This is a genomic window from Sphingobium limneticum (assembly GCF_008710165.1).
GTDB lineage: Bacteria > Pseudomonadota > Alphaproteobacteria > Sphingomonadales > Sphingomonadaceae > Sphingobium > Sphingobium limneticum.
In genome coordinates, this window is the sequence record NZ_VYQA01000011.1 from 145,182 (window position 1) to 161,830 (window position 16,649).

The 16,649-nt window shown below is 65.0% G+C and carries 17 protein-coding genes; 10 read left to right on the top strand and 7 right to left on the bottom strand.

What is annotated here, in order from left to right; all coding sequences use genetic code 11:
* Window positions 1-7: 7 nt before the first annotated feature.
* The 4 genes from F4U95_RS15730 (at window position 8) to F4U95_RS15745 (ending at window position 4,310) form a co-directional block, all read left to right on the top strand.
* Window positions 8-1,021, top strand: coding sequence for a cell envelope biogenesis protein TolA (locus F4U95_RS15730; protein WP_150426321.1), 1,014 nt, complete (start codon window positions 8-10; stop codon window positions 1,019-1,021).
* Window positions 1,018-2,352: a Tol-Pal system beta propeller repeat protein TolB gene (gene tolB, locus F4U95_RS15735; protein ID WP_150426322.1), complete on the top strand. Its 1,335-nt coding sequence runs from the start codon at window positions 1,018-1,020 to the stop codon at window positions 2,350-2,352. The genes F4U95_RS15730 and tolB overlap by 4 nt, the downstream gene beginning before the upstream one ends.
* Window positions 2,353-2,470: 118 nt before the next feature.
* Window positions 2,471-2,986, top strand: a complete 516-nt coding sequence (pal, locus tag F4U95_RS15740) for a peptidoglycan-associated lipoprotein Pal (RefSeq protein WP_120251288.1) — start codon at window positions 2,471-2,473, stop codon at window positions 2,984-2,986.
* Between the two features lie 274 nt (window positions 2,987-3,260).
* Window positions 3,261-4,310: a LacI family DNA-binding transcriptional regulator gene (locus F4U95_RS15745; RefSeq protein WP_120251289.1), complete on the top strand. Its 1,050-nt coding sequence runs from the start codon at window positions 3,261-3,263 to the stop codon at window positions 4,308-4,310.
* A 19-nt stretch (window positions 4,311-4,329) separates the two neighbouring features.
* Here F4U95_RS15745 and F4U95_RS15750 read toward each other — a convergent pair whose 3' ends face one another.
* The 6 genes from F4U95_RS15750 to rhmD all read right to left on the bottom strand — a co-directional run bounded on the left by F4U95_RS15750 (window position 4,330) and on the right by rhmD (window position 10,120).
* Window positions 4,330-5,160 carry an alpha/beta hydrolase gene (locus tag F4U95_RS15750; protein ID WP_150426323.1) on the bottom strand — a complete coding sequence of 277 codons (831 nt, stop codon included), beginning with the start codon at window positions 5,158-5,160 and terminating at the stop codon, window positions 4,330-4,332.
* Window positions 5,160-6,221: an L-rhamnose/proton symporter RhaT gene (rhaT, locus tag F4U95_RS15755; protein ID WP_150426324.1), complete on the bottom strand. Its 1,062-nt coding sequence runs from the start codon at window positions 6,219-6,221 to the stop codon at window positions 5,160-5,162. Before rhaT ends, F4U95_RS15750 begins: the two co-directional genes overlap by 1 nt.
* Window positions 6,218-7,126 (bottom strand): amidohydrolase family protein, encoded by a 909-nt coding sequence (locus tag F4U95_RS15760; protein WP_150426325.1) that lies wholly within the window; start codon window positions 7,124-7,126, stop codon window positions 6,218-6,220. The genes rhaT and F4U95_RS15760 overlap by 4 nt, the downstream gene beginning before the upstream one ends.
* Window positions 7,127-7,308: 182 nt before the next feature.
* A complete protein-coding gene (locus F4U95_RS15765) occupies window positions 7,309-8,058 on the bottom strand; it encodes an SDR family NAD(P)-dependent oxidoreductase (protein ID WP_150426326.1) in 750 nt (249 codons plus the stop codon).
* Window positions 8,055-8,912, bottom strand: coding sequence for a 2,4-didehydro-3-deoxy-L-rhamnonate hydrolase (locus F4U95_RS15770; protein WP_150426327.1), 858 nt, complete (start codon window positions 8,910-8,912; stop codon window positions 8,055-8,057). Before F4U95_RS15770 ends, F4U95_RS15765 begins: the two co-directional genes overlap by 4 nt.
* A gap of 23 nt (window positions 8,913-8,935) precedes the next feature.
* Entirely contained in the window at window positions 8,936-10,120 is a 1,185-nt protein-coding gene (gene rhmD, locus F4U95_RS15775) for an L-rhamnonate dehydratase (protein ID WP_150426346.1), read from the bottom strand.
* Window positions 10,121-10,309: 189 nt separating this feature from the next.
* Here rhmD and F4U95_RS15780 point away from each other — a divergent pair, with 189 nt between their 5' ends.
* The 6 genes from F4U95_RS15780 to F4U95_RS15805 are packed head-to-tail and all read left to right on the top strand — an operon-like array spanning window position 10,310 to window position 15,722.
* Entirely contained in the window at window positions 10,310-11,158 is an 849-nt protein-coding gene (locus F4U95_RS15780; RefSeq protein WP_150426328.1) for an IclR family transcriptional regulator, read from the top strand.
* 26 nt (window positions 11,159-11,184) lie between these two features.
* Window positions 11,185-11,949 carry an L-rhamnose 1-dehydrogenase Lra1 gene (gene lra1 / locus F4U95_RS15785; RefSeq protein WP_150426329.1) on the top strand — a complete coding sequence of 255 codons (765 nt, stop codon included), beginning with the start codon at window positions 11,185-11,187 and terminating at the stop codon, window positions 11,947-11,949.
* A gap of 35 nt (window positions 11,950-11,984) precedes the next feature.
* Window positions 11,985-12,965, top strand: coding sequence for an alpha/beta hydrolase (locus F4U95_RS15790; protein WP_150426330.1), 981 nt, complete (start codon window positions 11,985-11,987; stop codon window positions 12,963-12,965).
* Window positions 12,962-13,717 carry a (Fe-S)-binding protein gene (locus tag F4U95_RS15795; protein WP_246171610.1) on the top strand — a complete coding sequence of 252 codons (756 nt, stop codon included), beginning with the start codon at window positions 12,962-12,964 and terminating at the stop codon, window positions 13,715-13,717. Before F4U95_RS15790 ends, F4U95_RS15795 begins: the two co-directional genes overlap by 4 nt.
* Complete coding sequence (locus F4U95_RS15800) at window positions 13,714-15,108, top strand: lactate utilization protein B (protein ID WP_150426331.1); 1,395 nt, start codon at window positions 13,714-13,716, stop codon at window positions 15,106-15,108. The genes F4U95_RS15795 and F4U95_RS15800 overlap by 4 nt, the downstream gene beginning before the upstream one ends.
* Window positions 15,105-15,722 (top strand): LutC/YkgG family protein, encoded by a 618-nt coding sequence (locus F4U95_RS15805; RefSeq protein WP_150426332.1) that lies wholly within the window; start codon window positions 15,105-15,107, stop codon window positions 15,720-15,722. Before F4U95_RS15800 ends, F4U95_RS15805 begins: the two co-directional genes overlap by 4 nt.
* A 3-nt stretch (window positions 15,723-15,725) precedes the next feature.
* Here the strand turns inward: F4U95_RS15805 and F4U95_RS15810 are convergent, their stop codons facing one another.
* Window positions 15,726-16,388: a GDSL-type esterase/lipase family protein gene (locus F4U95_RS15810; protein ID WP_246171611.1), complete on the bottom strand. Its 663-nt coding sequence runs from the start codon at window positions 16,386-16,388 to the stop codon at window positions 15,726-15,728.
* Between the last annotated feature and the right edge of the window lie 261 nt (window positions 16,389-16,649).

Here is a 16,649-nt window from a genome sequence, read left to right on the forward strand (position 1 = left end):
CAGCAATATGGAGCGTACGGAAAAGATCGGCCTTGGCGTCGCGACGGCAGGACATGTCCTGCTGTTCGGGCTGCTGTCTGCCGGTTTCCTGTCCACCCCCAACCCGTTGAAGCTGAAGTCCCCGCCGATGGACATCAGCCTGGTGGACGAGGTCGCGCTGCAATCGACCGCGCCGCAGATTTCGACCCAGCCCCCGCCCCCCAGCGTCGCGCCGGAGCAGGGACCGACCGAGGACGCCAAGCCGGCGCCCGAGCCGGCCCCGGCGCCCGAACCAACGCCTGCGCCGCCCGAACCCAAGCCGGTGCCCAAGCCCCTGCCCAAGCCGACGCCGCCCAAGCCAGTGGTGAAGGAGGTGCCGAAACCCGCCCCCAAGCCCGCGCCGCCCAAGAAAGAGGTCGCCAAGACACCGGCCAAGCCCAAGCCGGCGCCGGAAAAACCCGCGCCCAAGGCGAAGCCGGCCCCGGAAAAGCCCGCCGCCAAGGCGAAGCCTGCGCTTGAAAAGCCCAAGGCGACCGCCGCCGCACCGTCCAAGGCGAAGAGCGATGCCAAGGGCAAGAGCGACGCGCCGGCCAAGGCTGCTGGCGCCGGCAAGGCCGACAAGCCCAAGGGATCGTTGTTGGGCAAGGATTTCCTCAAAGGCATCGACAGCAAGGAGGATGCGCCGCGCACGCCCGCGCCGCCGCCCGCCGCCGCCATGGGGCCGGCGCAGAAGTCGGCGCTGGACGCGGAATTGCGCCGTCAGTTGAAGCCGCACTGGCGCCCGCCTTCGGGCGCGGATGCCGATCAGCTGGTGACGCTGCTGGAAGTACGGCTGGACAAGAGCGGCGCGGTTATCGGCACGCCCGAAGTCATCGACCAGCAGGGCGTGACCGCCAGCAACCGACCGCAAGCCAAGCTGCATGCGGAACGGGCGATCCAGGCGGTGAAGCTGGCATCCCCCTTCCGCAACATGCCACCCGAATTTTACGACCAATGGAAATGGCTCCGGCCACTCCGCTTTGACGCGAGGCTGAACCGATGAAGACCAGCATTTTACGCCGCCTGGCGATGGCCACCGTCGCGCTGACCGCCATATTGTCTGCGCCCGCCATGGCACAGCTGTCGGTCGATGTGACCGGCGAGATCGACAGCAATGTCAAGGTCGCCGTGCCATCCCTGCCCGCGCAGCAGGATGTGGCCACGCCCGCCGGTACGGCCAGCGAACTGGGCCGCAAGATCGCCGAAGTGATCGCGTCCGACCTGAAAGGCTCCGGCCTGTTCGATCCTTCCGGGCCGGGCGGCCTGCCAGCGCTCGCCTTTCCCGAGGTGACGAACCCGGTCTATGCCAAATGGGGCGCCTATCAGGCGCTGGTGCAGGGCTTCGTGCGCACGACCGGCGGCGAGGCGGACATCACCGTGGGCTGCTACCTGTACGATGTGGCGCTGAAGCAGGAATTGACGCGGCAGGGCTATGTCGTCGCACCTCGCGACTGGCGCCGGGCCGCGCATAAATGCGCCGACGCCATCTATGCCCGCCTGTCGGGCGAAAGCCCCTTCTTCGACAGCCGCATCGCCTATATCGCCGAGAGCGGTCCCAAGGGGAATCGCGTCAAGCGGCTGGCCATCATGGATAGCGACGGCGCCAACCATCGCTTCATCACCAACGGCCAGTCGATGGCGCTGACGCCGCGCTTCTCGCCCGATTACAAATCGATCCTCTATGTCAGCTATCTGGGCAGCCGGGTACGGCTGTTCATCTACGACATCGGCGCCGGGCAGCAGAAGCTGGTGACGGAAAGCAGCAACGCGACCTTCGCGCCGCGCTGGTCCCCCGATGGCCGCAATATCCTGTTTTCGATGGCGGTGGCCGGCAATACCGACATCTATCGCGTGTCGGCCAATGGCGGCACGCCAGTCCGGCTGACCACATCGCCGGGCATCGACGTGGGCGGCAGCTATTCGCCCGACGGCAGCCAGATCGTGTTCGAAAGCGACCGGTCTGGCGGGCAGCAAATCTATGTCATGAACGCAGACGGTTCCAACCAGCGCCGGATCAGCCATGGCGGCGGCCGCTATGCGACGCCCGAATGGTCGCCGCGCGGCGACCTGATCGCGTTCACCAAGCTGTCGGGCGACTTCAAGGTCGCGGTGATGACGCCGAGCGGCGACAATGAGCGCATCCTGACCAATGGCTGGCAGGACGAGCAGCCGACCTGGTCGCCCAACGGCCGCGTGCTGCAATTTTTCCGCACGACGCCCGGCAAGCAGGGCAGCAGCCAGGTGTGGCAGGTCGATCTGACGGGGGTGAACGAGCGCCGGATTCCGACGCCGCTCAGCGGATCCGACCCGGCCTGGGGACCGTTGCTGCCGTAATCCTGCGTTCAGGCGGCGATGTTCATGGGGAACCTAGTCGTCTTGACAGCGTAACGAACTTCACGGACCCTGATGACGTCTTAGCGGGCGGCATAAAAAAATATCGAAGGAGACACCCATGAAACTGTCCCGGACCTTGGTGATGGCCACCGCCATCATCGCATTGGCAGCCTGTTCGAAGAAGCCGCCGGCCGAACTGCCCCCCGCCCCCGGCGGCACCGGCGGCACGACGGCCCCCACCGGCCCGGTCGGTTCGGGTGGCCCGGTCAAGGGCAGCCAGGAAGATTTCCTGGCGTCGGTCGCGGCCGACCGCATCTTCTTTGGCCTGGACCAATATGATGTCGATGCCGAGGATCAGGCGACCTTGCAGAGTCAGGCGGCCTGGCTGCGCCAGAATCCGTCGGTGCGCGTGACGATCGAGGGGCATGCCGACGAACGCGGCACCCGCGATTATAATATCGCGCTGGGCGAGCGCCGCGCCAATGCGGCCAAGAACTATCTCGCCTCGCTGGGGATCGATCCGGGCCGGCTGACCACCGTCAGCTATGGCAAGGAACGGCCGGCGGCGCTGGGGTCGGACGAAGCCAGCTGGGCGCAGAATCGCCGCGCGGTGACTGTCACCATCCAATATTGATCGTTCGATCGAGGCATGAAGAAGGCCCGCCGGTCCCCGCGACCGGCGGGCCTTTTTCTTGTCGGTGGGCGGCCGGCAAAGGAACGGGCGGCGCTTAACTTCGCACAGTTCCCGCCAAGGTTGAAATATTAGAATCGCAGTTGGACATAATCTATCAATCGCGCGTCCCTGTTTCCGGCATTCTATCATGGGCGATCGCGGATAGGACAGATCATCGACGATCTAATCCCATCCCATGATTTTAACCCGCTGTAAAAGCGGCTAGGCATGGCCGATGCAGAAGAGCGAGCCGAAGAAGAAACCGCCCACGATCAAGGAAGTCGCCGCCCATGCGGGCGTGTCGATCATGACCGCATCACGCGCGGTCAACGGCAAGGCGCTGGTCAGCGCCAAGGCGAGGCGGGCGGTGGACCTGGCGGTCAAGGCGCTGGGCTATGTTCCCAACGCATCGGCGCGCGCGCTGGCGGGGAGCGCGGACCGGCGCGTGGCGCTGCTCCACAGCCATTCGACCACGTCCGCCTATCTGGGCGAATTGCTGCTCGGCGCGATGAGCGAGGCGCCGCAGCGTCACCTGCATCTGGTGGTCGAGCAATGCGCGCCGGGCGCCTTTGCCGCCGAAATCGTCGAGCAGGTGGCGCAGGCCCATGTCGCGGGCGTGATCCTGCCGCCGCCGCTGTGCGACTGGGCGGAACTGGTCGAAGGGCTGCGCGCGCGCGACATCGCCATCGTGGCCATCGCCACCGACCAGGATGTGCCCGATATGCTGAGCGTCAGCACCGACGACCGCCATGCCGCCTATGACCTGACCCGGCACCTGATCGAACTGGGGCATAAGAGGATCGGCTTTATCGAGGGCAATCCGCGCCACCGGTCGAGCGCGCGGCGATTGCAGGGCTATAAGGATGCGCTGGTGCATCATGCGCTGGACCTGGACGAGGCGCTGATCGTGCCGGGGGATTTCAGTTACCGGTCGGGGCTGGATGCGGCGGAGCGGTTGATGGCGCTGGACGAGCGGCCGACGGCGATCTTCGCCTGCAACGACGATATGGCGGCCGCCGCGATCACGGTGGCGCATCAACGCAAGGTCAATGTGCCGGCCGAGATCAGTATTTGCGGGTTCGACGATACGCCGCTGGCCAGCGCGATCTGGCCGGCGCTGACAACCATTCGCCAGCCGATCCGCGACATGAGCCGGGAGGCGATCGGCCTGCTGGCGATGCGGTTCCGCAGCCAGGATGAGGGCGCGGACGGGGTGATCGGCAAGGTGAAGCTGGATTATCAGCTGATCCGTCGCCAGTCGGATGCGGTGCCGGCGCGGCATTGAGGGCCGGGCATTTTTTGGCCTAAAGAAACCCCATCTGCCGCAGCCAGGCTTCGCACAGGCGGGGCCAGAGCGATACCGGCAGGTCCGGCGTATCGAGCGCGAAGCCGTGCGGGGCGTCGGCGAAGATATGGAGTTCCGGACTAGCGCCCGCTGCCCTGAGCGCGTCGTGCAGGCGGTGGGCGTTGGCGACCGGCACGACCGGATCATTGCCGGCATAGACGATGAAGGTCGGGGGTGGGTCGGGCAAAAGCTGCGCGTCGGGCTGAAGCGCGTCGTAGAGCGCCTGTTTCTCCAGCGGTGGCAAGGGCGGCTTGTCCGCGATGATCGTGCGCCCCTTCGCATTGGTGGAGATGGGGGCGTAGCCGATCACAAGTATGTCGGGCCGTTGTGGGGCCGCCTTACCCCATTCGGCCGGATAGTCGGCGATCAGGCAGGCGGCGAGATGACCGCCCGAGGACAAGCCGACCACGCCCAGTCCGTTCGGCGCGAGGGCGATGGCGCGGATCATCCGCATCGCCGCCAGTGCGTCATCCAGCGGCGCGGAGGGGCTGGTGCCTGCATGCGGGAAACGGTGGATGAGAACGAAGGCGTGATAGCCGAGCGTGGTCAGCCAGCGCGCGACCTGCACCCCCTCCCGCCCCGCCATCAGCGCGGTATAGCCGCCACCGCCCAGGATCAGCATCGCGCGGCCATTGGGCGTTTCGGGCGCATAGCCGAGCAGGACCGGGCGATCGACGGCGGTCACGACGGCCTTTTCGGGGGCCTGTTCAGGTACCGCCGCTTCATCCGCCAGCGTGAAGGCGCCCGTTGCCGCACCGTGCAGCGGCCAGACCAGATCAGCCCCCAGCATCAGGCGAGCCGGTTGCCGTAGCCGATGATGATGGTGGCCAGGATCAGCAGGCCAACCCCGCTCCATACCATGCGGCGGATAGCGGGGGCGGCGTCCTTCCACTCACGGAAGGCGAAGCCCCATAATGTGCCGAATATGATGATCGAGGCCATGTGCAGCGTCCAGCTGGAAAAGCCGAAGCGGCCCATCTGGCTTTCGCCCATGGTGTAGAAGAAGAATTGGAAATACCAGGCGGTGCCGGCGAGCGCGCAGAGCAGGAAATTGGGGAGCAGCTTGGGGCGCTGACCCGATGCGTCGGGGGCGCCGAACCACTGGCCGGCGGATTTGTTCTTCATAATCAGCCAGCCGCACCAGAGCGCATTGGTGATGAGGCCGCCGAACATGACGAGGCACAGCGTGGGCAGGCCGGTCCAGAGCGGGCCGGTGCCCGCGGCGGCAGACAGCGCCTTGACCGGTTCCCCCGCCGCCAGCCCGAAGGCGAAGCAGCTGGACATGATGCCGGAGAAGATGGCGACGGCGATGCCCTTCCTGAAATCGAATTCGGCGACGGCGGCAGCCTTTTGTGTTGAGGACAGGGCTTCATCCTTGCGGGCGCCGGCGCGGGCGACGACGACGATGCCCAGCACCGTGACAGCGAGGCCGAGGAGGACGATCTGGCCATGCAGCGTGCCGGCGATTTCCGTCATGAAACTGCCGTCGAAGATGGGCGGGATCAGGGTTCCGAAGACGGTGCAAAGGCCCAGCACCACCGCCATGCCGAGCGAGAGGCCGAGATAGCGCATCGTCAGGCCATAAGTGAGGCCGCCAAAGCCCCAGAGTATGCCGAAGAAGATGCACCAGCCGACGACCGAGGACGGCACCTGAGCCATCACGCCCATCAGGTCATTGGTCTGGACAGAGGCGAAGAACCAGGGGGCGACGACCCAGGAGAAAAGGCCGCCAGTGATCCAGAAAATCTCCCAATTCCAGCGTTTGACGCCGCGAAAGGGGACATAGAAGCTGGCCGAGGCGAAGCCGCCCAGCCAGTGGAAGAGGACGCCGAGCAGGGGATTTCCGATCATAGGTCCAGTCCCAGACGATAGAGGCGATTGGCGTTGCCGGCGAAGAGGGCGCGGCGGTCGGCTTCCGGGAAATCCGCGACGATGGCGTGATAGGCCTCCATATAGCGGTCGATCGGGCCGAACAGCTTGTCGGTCGGGGTGTCGCTGGCGAAGGCGCAGCGGTCGATGCCGAACAGGTCGATGGTTTCGCGGACGAGGCCGCCTACGTGATCGAGGCTCCAGTCGCGGCGGATGAAGCCCATGCCGGACAGTTTCACCGCCACATGGGGGAGCGCGGCGAGCGCCTTCATGCCCCGGCGCCAGTCATCAAGGCCATCGGCGTCGGTCAGGACCGGCATGCCCATATGGTTGATGATGACCGGAATGTCGGGATGGCGTTCGATCAGCGCGGCAAGGCCCGGCATTTGCCCCGGATAGCATTGCAGGTCGAAGGAGAGGCCATGTTTGGCGAGAAGCGCATAGCCCGCCTGCCATATCGGATCGACGGTCAGGTCGACCGGGCCATAGGTGCGCTTTGGATCGGGATGCCAGTTGACGATGTGGCGGATCCCCTTGACGCGGGGATGGGCGGCCTGCGCGGCCAGCAGCGCGTCTACATCGGGGTCGTTCAGCGCGGCAAAGGCGACGAGGCCGGTGGGGAGGCCTTCGATCTGGCCAAGGCCATCCAGCCACTGGGTTTCGCGCAACGCGCTGTCCGCAGCGGCGCCGGCATCGACATGGACGGCGCCTACGACGTTCCAGCGGGCGAGGTCGGCGCGATAGTGGGCGATGCCATAATCATGCGCGATGGATTCGACGCTGCCATTGGGGCCATAGTCCGAGAAGGGCGGACTGAGCCAGTCGTAGCGGATATGGTGCAAGTCCCACAGATGGATATGGGCATCGACAAAGGGCAGGTCAGCCATCAAATCTCCCCTGCGGACAGCCCGGTCTTCGGCCGGATATACCGCTTTTCAAAAACATGCCGTTCGTCCCGAGTAGGGGCTGAGCTTGTCGAAGCCCCGTATCGACGGACTGTCTGAGCGGTCCTTCGATACGCCATTTCGACTTCGCTCAATGGCTACTCAGGACGAACGGTTGTTGCGCATTAGAAGGTCGTGCGGCCGCCCGACGTGTCGAAGGTGGACGCGGTGGTGAAGCTGCATTCCTCGCTGGCCATGAAGCAGACCATGGCGGCCGATTCTTCGATCAGGCCGAGGCGGCCCATCGGGATTTTCGAGCGCATATAATCGACCTGGCTCTGCGGGAGTTGCGCCAGGATCGGGCTTTCGAAGGTCGCCGGGGTCAGCGCGTTGGCGATGACGCCCTTGCCCGCCAGTTCCTTGCCGAGCGACTTGGTGAAGCCGATGACGCCTGCCTTGCTGGCGCTATAGGCGCTGGCGTTGGGATTGCCTTCCTTGCCTGCGACGGAGGCGAGGTTGACGATCCGGCCATAGCCATTTTCGAGCAGGAAGGGCGCGACTTCCCGGTTGCAGTAGAAGAGGCCGTTGAGGTTGATGTCGATCACCCGCTGGAAGCTGTCCACCGGATAGTCCCACACCGTGGCCGTGGCACCGGTGATGCCCGCCGAGCAGATCAGGATATCGACCTTGCCCAGCGCTGCGGCCGTTTCCTTCGCGGCGGCGGCGACGGCAGCATAGTCGCTGACGTCGAGGGCGACGACATGGGCCGCGCCGACCTCCTGCCCAGTGGCGGCGAGCGCTTCGGGATTGAGATCCCAAAGCGCCACCTGCCCGCCTTCGGCAACGATGCGCGCGGCGACCTGTTTGCCGAGGCCCGACGCGCCGCCGGTGATGATCGCGTTACGGCCCGCGAAACGGCCCGCATAGACGCTCATCCGAGCACCTCGTCGCCGAGGTGGCGCCATTGCGACACGTTCTGGGTCTGGACGCCCAGCTTTTCGATGCCCAGTTCCATGACGTCACCGGCCTTGAGGTAAATGGCTTCTGGCTTCTTGCCCTCGCCCACGCCCGGCGGGGTGCCGGTGATCATCAGGTCGCCGGGATAGAGAGTGATATATTCGCTGACATAGGCAATGAGCTGGGCGACGTTGAAGATCATCGTCTTTGTATTGCCGGTCTGCATCCGCTCGCCATTGATGGTGAGATACATGTCGAGATTCTGGACGTCGCCCACTTCGTCCGGTGTCACCAACCAGGGGCCGACCGGGCAGAAGGTGTCGTGGCCCTTGCCCTTGCTCCACTGGGTGCCGCGCTGCTTCTGGTTGAAGCGTTCCGACACGTCATTGACGAGGGTGTAGCCCGCGACCTTCGACAGGGCATCTTCTTCGCTGACGAAGCGGCAGGTTTGCCCGATGATGACGCCCAGTTCGACTTCCCAGTCGCCATGGGTGCTGTTTTTGGGCAGCACGACTTCGTCGTTCGGGCCGTTCAGCGAGGACAGCGCCTTCATGAACATCATCGGTTCGGTCGGGATCGGCAGGTTCGATTCGATCGCATGATCCTCATAATTGAGGCCGATGGCGACGATCTTGCCGATGCCCTTGACCGGCACGCCATAGCGCGGTTCGCCTTCGACGATCGGCAAGGACGCGATGTCGGCGGCCTGCGCCGTGGCGAGGGTTGCGACGGTCAGTTCGGGGACAATGCCGGACAGGTCGCGGATGTTACCGTAGCTGTCGATGACGCCGGGCTTTTCCTGGCCACGCTGGCCGAAACGAACGAATTTCATGGGAGGTTTCTCTCTTCAGGCAATCAGTGGGTATAAGGGCGGTGCATCGCGATGTCGGGGTTGAGGTCGACGCCGAAGCCCGGCTTGTCGAGCGCGCTCACCTTCATCCGACCATTTTCCGGCACCGGTTCGCCCAGCAATTGGGGCGAGAACATCGGCACCACCTCCGTCGGTCCCGGATGCATCATCAGGAATTCGGCGAAGGGCGAGTTGTGGCGGGTGATGACGAAATGATAGCTGTAGACGGACGAGCCATGCGGCACGACCATCTTGCCATGGGCGTCGGCCAGCGCGCTGATCTTGAGCAATTCGGTGACGCCGCCGCACCAGCCGACATCGGGCTGGATGATGTCGCAACAATCCATTTCCAGCAGCATGCGGAAGCCCCAGCGGGTGGCTTCATGCTCGCCGGTCGTGACCAGCATGCCCTTGGGCACGTTGCGCTTGAGCTGCTGATAGCCCCAATAATCGTCCGGGCTGATCGCTTCCTCGATCCATTTGAGGCCGAGGTCATGGGCGGCGATGGCGAGGCGGGTGGCATAGTCGACGTCGAGCGCCATCCAGCAATCCCACATCAGCCAGAAATCGTCGCCCACCTTCGCGCGCATATCGGCCAGTTCGGCGATATTCTTCTTCAGGCCCTCGACACCTTCGGCCGGGCCGTGGTGCAGCGCCATCTTGCCGCCGATGAAGCCGAATTCCTTCGCCTTGTCGGGCCGCGCGCCGGTGGCGTAGAATTGCAGTTCGTCGCGCACCGCGCCGCCCAGCAAATGATAGACCGGTTCCTGCCGCAGCTTGCCCAGCAAGTCCCAGAGCGCCAGATCGACGCCGGAAATCGCGTTGATGACCAGCCCCTTGCGCCCATAATATTGGGTCGAGAAATACATCTGGTCCCAGATTTTCTCATAATCCGTCGGCGCGCGCCCTTCCAGGAAGCGGGCGAGATGCTTTTCCACGATATAGGCGGCCGGTTCGCCGCCGGTGGTCACGGCAAAACCGACCGTGCCGTCCTCCGCCTCGATCTCCACCACCAGCGTGCCGAGCACGTTGATGCCGAAGCTTTGGCGCGACTGGCGATATTTGGGATATTTCGACATAGGCGTCGCGATATGGTCGTCGATCCAGTGGCCTTCGCCCTGGTCATGATAGTCGGCACCACCGCCGCGCACGGTGAAAGCGCGGACATGCTTGATCTTAGGCAACGTCACGATCGGCACGCGAAAACTCCCTCAACCCAGCCCGCGTTCAACATGTGGGAACGGCAGGCAAAAACTTTCACAATATGATAGGTGCCGCAGAGAGCGGGACCAGAGTGTCAGTTTGGCGGGACCGGAAGAATCAGGTCGGCCTCTCCTTCACCCTTGTTTTTCTCATTTTGTGGGATAGAGTGTTATTAGATGAGACAGAAAACGTCAAACCCAGAATCGGATGGGTCGGAAAATTTGGCGCGAGAGGATAAGGCTGCCGCGAAAGCGGGCGGGTCGCAGACGCTGCACCGTGGGCTGGACCTGCTCGACCAGGTGATCGACGGGCCGATCAAGCTGGCCGACCTGTCCGAACGGATGGGCCTGACCCGGTCGACCACGCATCGGCTGGCCAATGCGATGGTGGAGCGGGGTTTCCTGACCTTCCTGCCGCGCGAGGGCTATCAGCTGGGGCCGAAACTATTGCAGCTGGGATTTCTGGCGCAGAGTCAGGCGGACGTGGTGCAGATCGCCCGGCCGCATCTGGAAATGCTGGCCGCCGCCAGCGAGGATGTGGTGCATCTGGGCCGGCTGGATGGCGAACAGGCGCTCTATCTGGACAAGATACCCGGCCGCCGTCGCGTGGAAATTTCCAGCCGGATCGGCGACCGCCATCCGCTGACCTCCACCGGCCTTGGCAAGGCGTTGTTGCTGGACGACCCCGAGCCGGTGTGGCGCCGGATGTTCGATGCCGAATATGAAACCGGCACCCATGCCGCCGATTATGGCGTGTGGCTGGAGCGGATGCGCAGCTATGTCGGCGAAGGCCGCGCCTTCGATCTGGAGGAGAATGAGGACCAGATACGCTGCGTCGCCGCGCCCATCCGCGACGCGTCCGGCGCGATCGTCGCCGCGATCAGTCTGTCGAGCGCCGCCCAATATATGGACGACGAGCGGATGCAGGATCTGAGCACCGCCGTTCGCGAGACGGCGCAGAAGATCAGCGGCGACCTGGGCTGGACCCCCGGCGTCAAATCCCCCCGCCGCCCGGTGCGGCGATAGATATCATCTGAAGGAAGAGCGATCCCATGAAGCTGCTTGAAGGCAAGACCGTCCTCGTCACCGGCGCATCGACCGGCATCGGCCGCGCCGCCGCGATCGGCGCCGCCCAGCATGGCGCCGACGTCGTCATCAACTATGCGAACAGCGATGGACCGGCGGCCAGCTGCGTGGCGGAGATCGAGGCGCTGGGCCAGCGCGCCATAGCGGTGAAGGGCGATGTCGCCGATCCGCAGACGGCGCAGGATTTCGTGGCCAAGGCGGTCGAAGCCTTCGGCAAGGTCGACGTCATGGTGAGCAATGCGGGCATCTGCCCCTTCCACGCCTTCCTGGACATGCCGGTCGATGTGGTGGAGCGGACCTTCAAGGTGAACCTGCACGGCGCCTATTTCATGGTGCAGGCCGCCGCGCAGCAGATGGTCAAGCAAGGCCATGGTGGGTCGATCGTGGCCGTATCGTCCATTTCCGCCCTGGTCGGCGGGGAATATCAGACCCATTACACCCCGACCAAGGCGGGCGTGCATTCGCTGATGCAGTCCACGGCCATTGCTCTGGGCAAATATGGCATCCGTTGCAACAGCGTGCTGCCCGGCACCATCCTGACCGAGATCAACAAGGATGATCTGGCCGATGTGGAGAAGCGCCAATATATGGAGGCGCGCACGCCGCTCGGCCGTCTGGGCCAGCCGGAGGATCTGGCCGGGCCGATCGTGTTTCTGGCGTCGGATATGGCCGCCTATATCACCGGCGCCGCGCTGCTGGTCGATGGCGGCATGTATGTGAACCTGCAATAAGGGCGACACGCCAACCGGAGAGGAACCCATCGCCGATGACTTCGATCGATCGCCGCACCTTGTTGGCCGGCACCATAGCGAGCGCGGCGATGGCCGGGCCGGCGCTGGGCCAGACGGTCAAGACCGGCCCCTTCCCGCTGCCCCAGGGGTTCGAGCGCTTTCCGATCTGGCCGGGCAAGGCGCCGGGCGGCGAGCAGGTGACCGTGCAGGAGGTGGAGACGCTGCGCCGGCCCGATAGCGGACCGGACGATGGCGTCTTTGCCCATGTCGTGACGCCGACCCTGACGTTGCTGCGGCCCGCAAAGCCAAATGGCGCGGCGATATTGCTGATCCCCGGCGGCGGTTACAGCCGGGTCGCCATCGGCCATGAGGGCTATAATGTGGCGCGGCGGCTGGCGGCGGCGGGCTATGCCTGTTTCTCGCTGCTCTATCGCCTGCCCGCTGACGGTTGGGCGGCAGGCGCGGAGGCGCCGTTGCAGGATGCCCAGCGCGCCTTGCGGCTGGTTCGGGCGCTGGCGCCGCGCGAGCGATATGATGCGAACAGGGTGGGCGTGATGGGCTTTTCGGCGGGCGGGCATCTGGCCGCCTGGCTCACCAGCCGTACGCCGGTCGAAAGTTACAAGCCGGTCGATTCCGCCGATCGGGAACCGATCAAGGCCGCCGTCGCCGCCTATATCTATCCCGTGATCCAGATGGAGGGGCCGTTCGTGCACGCCGGGTCGCGCACGCAATTGCTGGGCGAGACGCCGTCGCCGGAACGCATGCGCGACTATTCGCTGGATCAGGATGTCAGCGCGGAGACGCCGCCCGTCTTCCTGGCGCATGCGATCGACGACCCCGCTGTGCCGGTGGACAACAGCCTGGCGATGCTGGCGTCGCTGCGCGCACGCGGCATAGCGGCCGAATGCCATCTGTTCGAAAATGGCGGCCATGGCTTTGGCCTGGTCGCCCCGCCCGCCGCACCGGCACCCTGGCCGGACCTGTTCCTCGATTTCGCGAAACGCCATGGATTATGACACATAAAGTCGCCCTGTTCGTCACCTGCCTTGTCGACCTGATGCGGCCGCGCATCGGCTTTGCCGCGATCCGCGCGCTGGAGGCGGCTGGGTGCGAGGTGGTGGTGCCGGAAGGGCAGACCTGCTGCGGCCAGCCCGCGCTGAACAGCGGCGACCGGGACCATGCGGTGGCGCTGGCCAAGCAGACGATCGCGGCGCTGGAACCCTATGAGGCGGTGGTGGCGCCGTCGGGGTCGTGCGCGGGGACGATCCGCTGCCATTATCCCGAATTGTTCGAACATGATGCGGCATGGCTGCCGCGCGCGCAGGCGGTGGCGGGCAAGACGTTCGAGATCATGGCCTATCTGGACGAAGTCTGCGGCTGGCGGCCCGAGGGTGTGAGCCTGGACGCCAAGGCGACCTATCATGACAGCTGTTCGGGCCTGCGCGAACTGGGGATCAAGGCCCAGCCGCGCCGGTTGCTGAAAAGCGTGGCGGGCCTCAGCTTCGCGCCATTGCAGGGCGAGGAGACATGTTGCGGCTTTGGCGGCACATTTTGCGTGAAATATCCGTCCATTTCCAATGCGATCGTCGGCGAAAAGGCCGATGCCATCGACGCGACGGGGGCGGACCTGCTGCTGGCGGGCGATCTGGGCTGTTTGATGAACATGGCGGGGAAGCTGAACCGAAAGGGCAGCAAGGTGCGCGCGTTCCACGCGATCGAGCTGATCGCCGGCATGGGCGACGGCCCGGCGATCGGGGAAGAGGCATGAGCGGCTTCACCGATCGCGTCGATCTGGCTTTGGCCGATCGGATATTGAAGGTCGCGGTCGAGCGGACCGCCGGCACGGCCGAGGCCAAGCGCGCGGTGGCGGTGGACTCCTTTCCCGATTTCGAGGCGGCGCGGGACCGGGCGGCGGCGATCAAGGACCATGTCGTCGCGCATCTGGGCGCCTATCTGGAGCAGTTCGAGGCCAAGGCGATAGCGGCAGGAGCCAAGGTCCATTGGGCCAGCACGGCGGACGAGGCCTGCCGAATCGTCATCGACATCTGCAAGGCGGCGGGCGCAAAGAGCGTGGCGCGGTCCAAATCGATGCTGGGCGAGGAAATCGGCCTGCCCCATGCGCTGGCCGAAGCGGGGATCGTGCGGGTCGAGACGGATCTGGCCGAACATATCATCCAGCTGGCCGACGAACGGCCGTCGCACATCATCTGGCCCGCCATGCACAAGACGCGCGAGCAGGTGTCGGCGCTGTTCAAGGCGAAGCATCGCAGCCCGCATGAGGAAGAGACGATCGCCGCCATGGCGGAAAGCGCGCGGCGGGAATTGCGCACGCAGATGCTGGGCGCGGACGTCGGCATATCGGGCGCCAATTTCCTGATCGCGGATACAGGCGCGGTCTGCACCGTCACCAATGAGGGCAATGCCGAATTGTCGCTGGTGCCGCCGCGCGTCCATATCGTGACGGCAGGGATCGAGAAGATCGTGCCGAGCATGCCGCACGCCATCCATATGCTGCGGATGCTGGCGCGATCGGCCACCGGGGCGGCGCTGACCCAATATACGACCTTCTATACCGGGCCGAAGCGGGCGGATGATCGCGACGGGCCGGAGGAGATGCACATCGTGCTGGTCGACAATGGCCGCACGAAGATGCGCGAAGAGGGGCTGGCTGAGATGCTGCGCTGCATCCGTTGCGGCGCGTGCATGAATCATTGCGTCGTGTTTCGGCAGATTGGCGGCCATGCCTATGGCGGCACTTATCCGGGACCGATGGGCGCGGTGCTGACGCCCGTGTTCGACGGGCTGAAGCAAAGCCGCGAACTGGCGAGCGCCTGTACATTGAACGGCAAGTGTCAGGAAGTGTGTCCGGTGCGCATCCCCCTGCCCACGCTGCTGCGCGGGTGGCGCGAGAAGAGCTGGCGCGAGGGGCTGGAGCCGACGTCGATGCGCTGGGGGCTGGGGATTTGGGCCTGGGTGGCGCGGCGGCCGGCACTGTATCGATTCGGCACCGGCGTTGCGGTGCGGGTGATGCAGATTTTGGGGACGAAGGGCTGGATCGGCAGCATGCCGCTGGCGGGCGGATGGACGCGCTATCGCGACATGCCCAAGCCTGCGCCGCAGACCTTCATGAACCAATATAAGAAGGGGCGCCGCACATGAGCGCGCGGGACGCCATTCTGGCCAAGCTGAAAGGCGCGGCGCCGGACAAGGCCGCGGCCGACGCGCTGCTGATCGCGCCGGAGCGGCCGGCGGTGGATACAGGCGCGCTGGAGGCGGAATTTCTGGCCCGGCTGGCGCTCCCCAGCGTCAGCGCCAGCCATGATGCGATCGACACGATTGCCGACCTGCCGGCGGCGGTCGCGCGCTATCTGGCGGCGCAGGGCGAGCCGCATACCCTCTGCCTGCCGCGCGATCCGCGCCTGAGCGCATGCGACTGGAGCGGTTTCACCCTGCATGAGGCTGCCGCGCCGGACGAGGTCGCCGCGCTGGCGATCGCGCGCAAAGGGATCGCCGAAACCGGATCACTGGTGTTCGAGACGACACCGCAGGCGCCGATGCTACCCAATTTCCTGGCGCTGCATCATATCGTGCTGCTGGCGGTGGAGGATATCGCCGCGCATCTGGAGGATGCCCCATTAGTCGGGCCGCAGCCCCGCGCCCATTATTGGATCACCGGCGTGTCAGGGACCACGGATATCGAGGGCACCTATGTGCGCGGCGCCCATGGGCCGCGATTCCTGCACGTCATATTGATGCGCGGCGCTTTGGGCTGAGCGTCAGGGCGCGCAATGGCGCGTCACGTCCGGTGGCAGGATAGCGTGCAGGCGCTGGCGCACCACATCGGACCATATGGCGTAGCCATGGGCATTCATATGGACGCCGTCGGGCTGATAATTGTCGCCCAGCTTGCCGTCGGCGAAGAGCGGCGTGGTGATGTCGCCATAATAAGCGCTGCGCATATGGGGCAGGAAATGCTGCGCCGCCGCGTTGAACAGCCGTTGTTCGCCCAGAAAGGCGGCGCGGCCGGGGCTGGGCTTGGCCGACAGCAGCAGCACCGGCACATCGGGCAGCAACCGGTCGCGCAGGTCGAACAGCTGGGCCATTTGCCGCATCACGGTGCGCACCGGCACGCCGCTGGCGATGTCATTTTCACCCACATAGAGGATCAGCGCGCGCGGACGCCCTTCACCGGGTTTGATATTGGCGAAACGGGGCAGGATGTCGGTCAGCACCGCACCGTTGATGCCCCGATTTTCCGTCGCCCATGGCGCCATGTCCTTTTCCAGACTGGTCCAGCGATGGATGGACGAGCTGCCCACGAACCAGAGCGCACAATCGCCCTTTGCCACGCCCGCTTCGGGCAGGGCCGCGTGGGATTCGCGATAGCGGCCATAGAGGCGCCAGCCGACGATAATGACCGCGAAGACAAGCAGGGCCATGAGCAATTTGGCAAAAGGCGAAGCGTCGATACGGCTCAATACAACAATTCCCTGGCTCATGTCGGTCCGCGATTCAGGACATTAGGCGCTTAACCAAGATTTTTTAAAGCTTCCTAACAGGCTGCGGAAAAAGGGTTGGCAGAGCCGGCCATTGGCCTCGCTTTCGCCGTTTTCTAGCCCAAGGCGTCAGTCATTCTGGGAGGTAACCTTCCAGAATCCGGTCGTTTTTGACCGGCCTCGGGCGCTATGAGGCGCAGGCCT